The 7032-nt window shown below is 38.4% G+C and carries 5 protein-coding genes; 1 reads left to right on the forward strand and 4 read right to left on the reverse strand.

What is annotated here, in order from left to right:
* Positions 1-144 precede the first annotated feature (144 nt).
* A complete protein-coding gene (locus H7254_RS11750) occupies positions 145-1416 on the forward strand; it encodes a sterol desaturase family protein (RefSeq protein ID WP_301933147.1) in 1272 nt (423 codons plus the stop codon).
* On the opposite strand, the gene H7254_RS11755 is transcribed toward H7254_RS11750, so the two are convergent.
* From H7254_RS11755 to H7254_RS11770, 4 genes are all read right to left on the reverse strand, one after another.
* The gene (locus tag H7254_RS11755; RefSeq protein ID WP_301933148.1) at positions 1417-2901 is read right to left on the reverse strand and encodes an aldehyde dehydrogenase (NADP(+)); all 1485 of its coding nucleotides are present in this window, start codon (positions 2899-2901) and stop codon (positions 1417-1419) included. It lies immediately after the preceding gene.
* Between the two features lie 2 nt (positions 2902-2903).
* Complete coding sequence (locus H7254_RS11760; RefSeq protein WP_301933149.1) at positions 2904-3818, reverse strand: dihydrodipicolinate synthase family protein; 915 nt, start codon at positions 3816-3818, stop codon at positions 2904-2906.
* Between the two features lie 136 nt (positions 3819-3954).
* Positions 3955-5493, reverse strand: coding sequence for a glycoside hydrolase family 32 protein (locus H7254_RS11765; protein WP_301933150.1), 1539 nt, complete (start codon positions 5491-5493; stop codon positions 3955-3957).
* Positions 5494-5584: 91 nt separating this feature from the next.
* The coding region (locus H7254_RS11770) for a glycoside hydrolase family 32 protein (RefSeq protein WP_301933151.1) at positions 5585-7032 on the reverse strand (1448 nt) is incomplete at its 5' end.

Consider the following 7032-nt stretch of genomic DNA (forward strand, 5'->3'; position numbering starts at 1 on the left):
ATTTAAATTAATCTACCAAGCTTTTGCCACTTTACCAAAGTTGTTTGACTGCCAAAATAATTTAAACTTTACCAAAGTTGTTTGATTGCCAAAATAACTTAAACTTTAGCAAAGTTCTTACAGAAGGTTTTGTAAATTTATGCCATGGAACAGTACGGAAAGATTTTGCTTTTTGCCATGCCTGCTTTTTTAATATTGGTGCTATTTGAAAAATGGTATGGCTGGTATAAAGGACAAGATACCGTTCCAACGATGGATATGATTGCAAGTTTAAGTTCGGGAATTACCAATGTTATCAAAGACGTACTAGGAATTGGAATTGCCGTTTTAGGATACGATTGGCTTGCAGACCGCATCGCAATGACACATATGCAATCAACCTGGTTCGCTGTTTTAATTGCATTTTTTGTATTGGATTTTGCCGGTTACTGGGTACACCGCATAGATCATAAAATCAACTTCTTCTGGAACAGTCATATCATTCATCACAGCAGTGAAGAGTTTAATCTGGCTTGTGCGTTGCGGCAAAGCATTTCTACTTTTTTAAAGTTATTTGCTTTTTTATTGATACCGGCAGCTTTGCTGGGCGTACCTTCCATCATTATTGCCACCGTAGCACCTATCCATTTATTTGCACAGTTTTGGTACCATACACAGCACATCAACCGTATGGGATTTCTGGAAAAAATTTTGGTCACTCCTTCGCATCACCGTGTTCACCATGCCATCAACAAAGAATACATTGATAAAAATTATTCGCAGATATTTATTTTCTGGGACAAAATATTTGGCACTTTTCAAGAAGAGTTGCCAAATGTAAAACCTGTATATGGCATTACAAGACCGACACAAACATGGAATCCAATCAGAATAAATTTTCAACATCTTTGGCTATTGATTCAAGATGCATGGCATGCAAAAACTGTAAAAGATAAACTGCGTATCTGGTTTATGCCAACGGGCTGGCGGCCTACAGATGTAGAAGCTAAATACCTTGTTAATAAAATTGAGGACGTATACAACTTTGAAAAGTATGCAGTTAAAACAAAGCCACTTTTCTTAATGTGGATCTGGATACAATTGGCAGGTGTGTTATTATTAATCAGTTATTTGTTTGGTAATATTGCAGCCATTGGAAGTCCTGGTATGTTTGTATATGGTGCTTTTATATTTATTTATGTATATGCCTATTCTGAATTAATGGATGGAAATAAATATGCACTGGTTTGGGAATTAATAAAAGCCAGCGTTGGACTGGCTATCATTTTTTATTCCGGAGATTGGTTTGGTGCAGTTAAATACTTTCCGTGGATCCGAATTTTTTTGATGGTTTATTTTATCGCATCGGCTGCAATTACCGGCTGGTTTGTTTATTCAACCGGTAAAGCCGAAACGCCGTTAACTCTTTCTGTTTAATCAGGACACGATTACTTTTGTCAATTCGTTATTTACGGTGCGCCATATTTTCAAAGGATTTTCATTTTGTAATTCATCCGGTAAAAGCTGGTTACTCCAGTTTTGGAATGCAATGGGGCGGGCAAAACGTTTGATACCATCTGCACCCACCGAAGTAAACCTTGAATCGGTACAAGATGGGAAAGGGCCGCCATGATGCATGCTTAAACATACTTCCACACCTGTTGGAACACTGTTTAAAATAAATCTTCCACAAATATTTTTTACTGCTTCAACCAAAACCTCATTGTTTGTGATGTCTGCATCAGTTGCCATAAGGGTTGATGTCAACTGGCCTTCGAGGTGTTGCGCTACTGCAATCATTTCGTTCATGTCTTTACAAAGAATTACCAATGAGTAAGGCCCAAAAACTTCCTGGTGTAAAACAGTATTATTTAAAAATGCTTCCCCTGTTGCCGAAGCAATCGTTGGGTTTCCTTCGTTTTCTTTTACAGGAGTAACTGATTCTGCCACCAGTTGTACGTTTTCCTGCTGTAATGCATTGCCTCTATTTTTTGAATAGGCACCAGCAATGCCGGGATGCAACATAGGTAAGGGTAAAACTTTTTGAATGGCATTCCCTAATTCCTTTATAAATATTTGCAGGTCTTCACTTTCAATACCAATAATTAATCCTGGATTAGTACAAAATTGCCCAACTCCTAAAGTGATGGAACCTGCATATTGTTGTGCTATTTCGGTTGCTGCGTTTTTTAATTTTTCTGGTAACAAAAAAACAGGATTTATGCTGCCCATTTCTGCAAAAACAGGGATGGGTTCTTTGCGCTGATTGCCCCAATCAAACAATTGTTTTCCACCGGTATAGGAACCTGTAAAACCAACGGCCTTCGTATGCGGATGCATCACCAATGCCTTGCCGGTTTCAAAACTTGCACCATGAATATGTGCAAAAATTCCTTTCGGCATCTGGCATTTTTCTGCTGCCAGTATTATGGCACCAGCAACCAACTCAGAAGTTTGTAAATGTGCCGGATGCGCCTTTACAATTACAGGGCAACCTGCTGCAAAAGCACTGGCAGTATCTCCACCAGCCGTTGAATACGCAAAAGGGAAATTACTGGCACCAAATACCACCACAGGGCCTAATGGAACCAACATTTTTCTGATATCTGGTTTAGGTGGAACTTTATCCGGAATGGCCGTATCAATGCAAGCCCCCAGCCAGTCGCCTTTTTCACAGGCAGCAGCGTAACTATTCAATTGAAAAATCGTTCTTGCCCGTTCGCCCCGCAATCTTGCTTCAGGCAAGTTGGTTTCACGCATGGCGGTTTCAATTAATCCATCACCACAATTTTCCATTTCAATCGCAATGGCCCTCATAAAATCTGCCCTGCTTTTCAATGGCAATTTACGGTAGGCGTGAAATGCTGTCCATGCGGCATTCATTGCTATTTCGATTTCTTCTGTACTTGTGTCTTTAATCATTGTTATGCATTTAAATAATCGGGTAAAGATGGACGGGAGCTAATACCATCATTGATAATTTTTAAAACCATTTCTCTTTCTTCTCCAACCAATGTTAATCTGGGAGGTCTTACATTCTCTGATCCAATACCAGCCTGTGTTTCAGCCAATTTTATGTACTGTACTAGTTTAGCATGAATATCCAGTTCCAGCAACGGCATAAACCATCGGTAAATTTGTATGGCTTCTGCTATTCTTCCAGCTTTTACCAATCTAAAAATGGCAACAGTTTCTTTTGGAAAAGCACATACCAAGCCAGCTACCCAACCATCTGCGCCCAAACACAATTCTTCCATGGCCAGCGTATCTACCCCACATAAAATTTTAAAGCGGTCACCAAATTTATTTTTCATGCGGGTAACGTTTGTTACATCACGCGTTGATTCTTTTACTGCCTGTATATTTTTACAGTCAGCCAATTCGGCAAACATTTCCAACGTAACGTCAATCTTATAATCTACCGGATTATTATAAATCATAATAGGGAGTTCAGTTGCATCCGCCACCGTTTTAAAATAAGTCACCGTTTCCCGATGATCGCTTTTATAGCGCATGGGAGGCAACATCATCAAACCTTTGGCACCCCATTCAACGGCAAAGGACGCTTGTTGAAGCGCTTCTTTTGTTGATCCTTCGGCAATATTTAATATAACGGGCACTTTGCCGGCACACTTTTCAACCGCAAATTTTACCAGTCGTTCTTTTTCGATTGTGGTTAATACACTCGCCTCTCCAAGTGTTCCTCCCAGAATGATTCCATTAACGCCCGCCTCCAGCTGGGCATATAGATTCTGCTCAAATAATAAAAGGTCCAGGTTGTCTGCGTTAGTAAATTTTGTAGTTAGTGCAGGAAAAACACCTGTCCATGCTATACTCATACCTTAAGTTTTGATAAAGATAAAGCATCCGGTTTTAAAAAATTATTTTGAGTAATATAAGCAGATTTTGTTGCTGCTTTTACTTAGCGAAGTATTATTAAATAACCCAAAGAGAAATATTGTAATATCCATTGAGCTACTTTCCCTTTATTTTGGATAAATCCCAAACCTTTAACGATTGTATTTCAGCCTTTCCCCCGGAACTAAATACAGCTAAGCCATTTGCATCTTTATCCGGAAATACAGAAGTAGACAATACTTTTTGTCCGTCATTGACAAATATTTCAAGAGAAGATTTATCCAATAATATTTCCAGTTTTATTTTACCACCAATACTGCTAAGCGGAATAATTTGCCGGAGTTTATCATTCTTTATTTTTCCATTGCCGGCATTACTTCTGTCAACAAATAATTCCTGTTTAGCAACATCATATCCAATTACAGTTTCCGCCAAAGTATTGTTATCCTTATCTTTTTTTTGTGCAATTTTAAAGCCTGCTGTTACTCCTTTTTCACAAATTATTCTCGCAGTCAGCCAGTATGCATTTCCTTCCCGAGCATGATTTTTTGCGATGGATATTTCTTTTTCACCTACGATGGTCATATTGTTGATTTCAACAGGCTGCTTACCGGATAATTTTGACAAATTATTTTTAATAACAGACGTTGGATTTTGTACCAATCGAATTCCTTGCTCCGTTTTAATTAAACCAAGATCTCTTGGAATAGACATTTGTCCCGTCCATGGATTTGTTTCCTGTGGACCAGGCACCAACCAGCCAATAAATATTTTTTTATTGGCAGGAGTATTATTCCAGGGAATGGCTGCATAAAAACCATCGCCATAATCTACCGGTAATATTACATCGGATGCGTTATCATTTGTAAATTTTTCACCATCAAAATCACCCACAAAATATTGCATGAATATTCCTTTTACATCACCTGATGCAGATACAACCAATACCCATTTCTTTTTATCTGCATTGCCCTTTACATTCAGCGAAAAAAAAGACGGGCATTCCCATCCAGCATCTGTAAACCCGGCAGGGCCAAAGGCACTGAGCAATTTCCATGTTTTTAAATTGGGAGAACTATAAAATTGAATTGTATGGTCTTCGGGAAGCGAAACCACCATTAGCCATTGTTTCAGTTGTTCGTTCCAACTCACATTGGGATCGCGAAAATCTTTTTTTTGCAGGTCAATTACCGGATTATTTTCGTAGTTGGTATAAGTAAGTCCCCCATCATTACTGTAGGCAATAAACTGCGATTCCTTTTGTAAATTCGGCTGATCAGCCGTATAAATAGCTACGATGCAACCACCAGTTTTACAAAAGCCGCTGGTATTATTTTTATCCCAAACAGCACTGCCGGAAAAGCGCAGGGTGGTATCCTTATCAATCGTTTCCGGTATGGCAATAGACAAATGATTCCAATGCACAAGATCGTTGCTGGTGGCATGTCCCCAGCTCATATGCCCCCATTTATTTTCAAACGGATTTTGCTGATTGTACAAGTGATAAGTACCATGTAAATAAAGCAATCCATTCGGGTCATTTGTCCAGTTTTTTTGAGGTGTAAAATGATAAACTGGTCTCCATTGTGGTGTGGGTATTTGAGCAAACACCGGCACAGAACAAACAACAAAAAAAAGACATGAAAGTAGTTTCATTTTTATAACTTTTATTTTAACGAATGTAAGCGAATGAGTATCATCCCTACTCTTTGTTACTTATCGCACAATTATCATCATCACCTATCTGTTACCAAATACTTTTCAGACTGGTGTATTCTAATTTTTTAATTACAATATTTTCATCGCTTAACAAATATATTTTATTGTAAGGTTTATTGGGGAAGAATATTTCTGTCATCACCGTTAAACCATCATCTGCAAATAATTCAACAGAACTTACATCAATGACTAATGAGATATTCATTTTTGAACCCACTGCAAAACGGGGTGCAAAATGCCTGGCTGAAAAACCTTTTTCGAAATCTGTTTTACCCGATTTGGTCCGGTCAATAAAGTATTGATTGCCTTTCTTTTCATATCCAATCACCAGTTCTTCACCGGCATTATTCAACAGTTTTATTGAAAAATCTTTTATCTGATCCATGCTTAAATTAATACTGCAGGGAAATTTTACTACTCCGGTCTTTTTAGTTAAATCCATTTTTTTTGAGATTATAACACTATTAGCTACCACCGTATTTGATTTAATTAAAGAAAGTTCTGCAACAGGTTGGGAAACAAGAAAAATATCATCTCCGTTATGTTTTAGTTTTAACGCTCTTGGTATGGTCATGGCATTTCTCCATATTGTGGTAGGTACCTGGTTTGCATATATCCAATTACTCATCCAGCCAAGAAATATTTTTCTTTTGCCGGTATTGCTCCATGTAACGCCGGCATAATTATCCGGACCATAATCTAACCACTTCGTTTCTTTTTGACTGGAAGTAAAAGTTTTACCATCAAAGTTTCCGATAAAATATTGTGTGCCAGATCCGCCATTGGGCCCTCCCGGATTGAGGTTTACCACCAACACCCAGCGCTGCGTATTATTATCATCCAACATAAACAAATCCGGACATTCCCATCCCCCGCCATGTGCACCTCTAGCCTGTCCAAAATCACTTTCTCTCGTCCAGTTTTTTAAATCAGGAGAAGAATAAAATGTGATGTTATCTTTTGCAGACAATGCCATAATCCATTTTTTCTGCGGTTGATACCACATCACTTTTGGATCACGAAAATCTCTAAGCCCTGGATTTTTAACGACGGGATTACCGGTATATTTAGTCCATGTTTTTCCTTCGTTAAGACTATATGCAATACTTTGGTTTTGAAAATTATTTCTTCCGGCCTTTTCTCCAACGGTATCATGTTGCGTAAAAATAGCTACCAATGGCTGCTGACCTTTTTTACCAAAGCCAGCTGTATTATTTTTATCCACTACAGCGCTGCCAGAAAAAATGGTACCCAGGCTATCTGGATAAATTGCGATAGGCTGCTGCTTCCAGTGAATCAAATCTTTACTGGTTGCCTGCCCCCAGTGCATTGGGCCCCAAACCGAACTGTAAGGATTGTATTGAAAAAATAAATGATAAATACCGTTGTAATATACCATTCCGTTAGGATCATTTATCCAATGTTGCATCGGAGAAAAATGAATCTGCGGACGATACTGTTCTTTCATTTGACTCA

This window comes from Ferruginibacter sp. (assembly GCF_014377975.1).
In the GTDB taxonomy this organism is placed as follows: domain Bacteria; phylum Bacteroidota; class Bacteroidia; order Chitinophagales; family Chitinophagaceae; genus Ferruginibacter.

Excerpts from the sequence above, each read along its gene's own strand:
- H7254_RS11755 (WP_301933148.1), bottom strand. The coding sequence starts at position 2,901 with ATGATTAAAGACACAAGTACAGAAGAAATCGAAATAGCAATGAATGCC.
- H7254_RS11765 (WP_301933150.1), bottom strand. The coding sequence starts at position 5,493 with ATGAAACTACTTTCATGTCTTTTTTTTGTTGTTTGTTCTGTGCCGGTG.
- H7254_RS11750 (WP_301933147.1), top strand. The coding sequence starts at position 145 with ATGGAACAGTACGGAAAGATTTTGCTTTTTGCCATGCCTGCTTTTTTA.
- H7254_RS11760 (WP_301933149.1), bottom strand. The coding sequence starts at position 3,818 with ATGAGTATAGCATGGACAGGTGTTTTTCCTGCACTAACTACAAAATTT.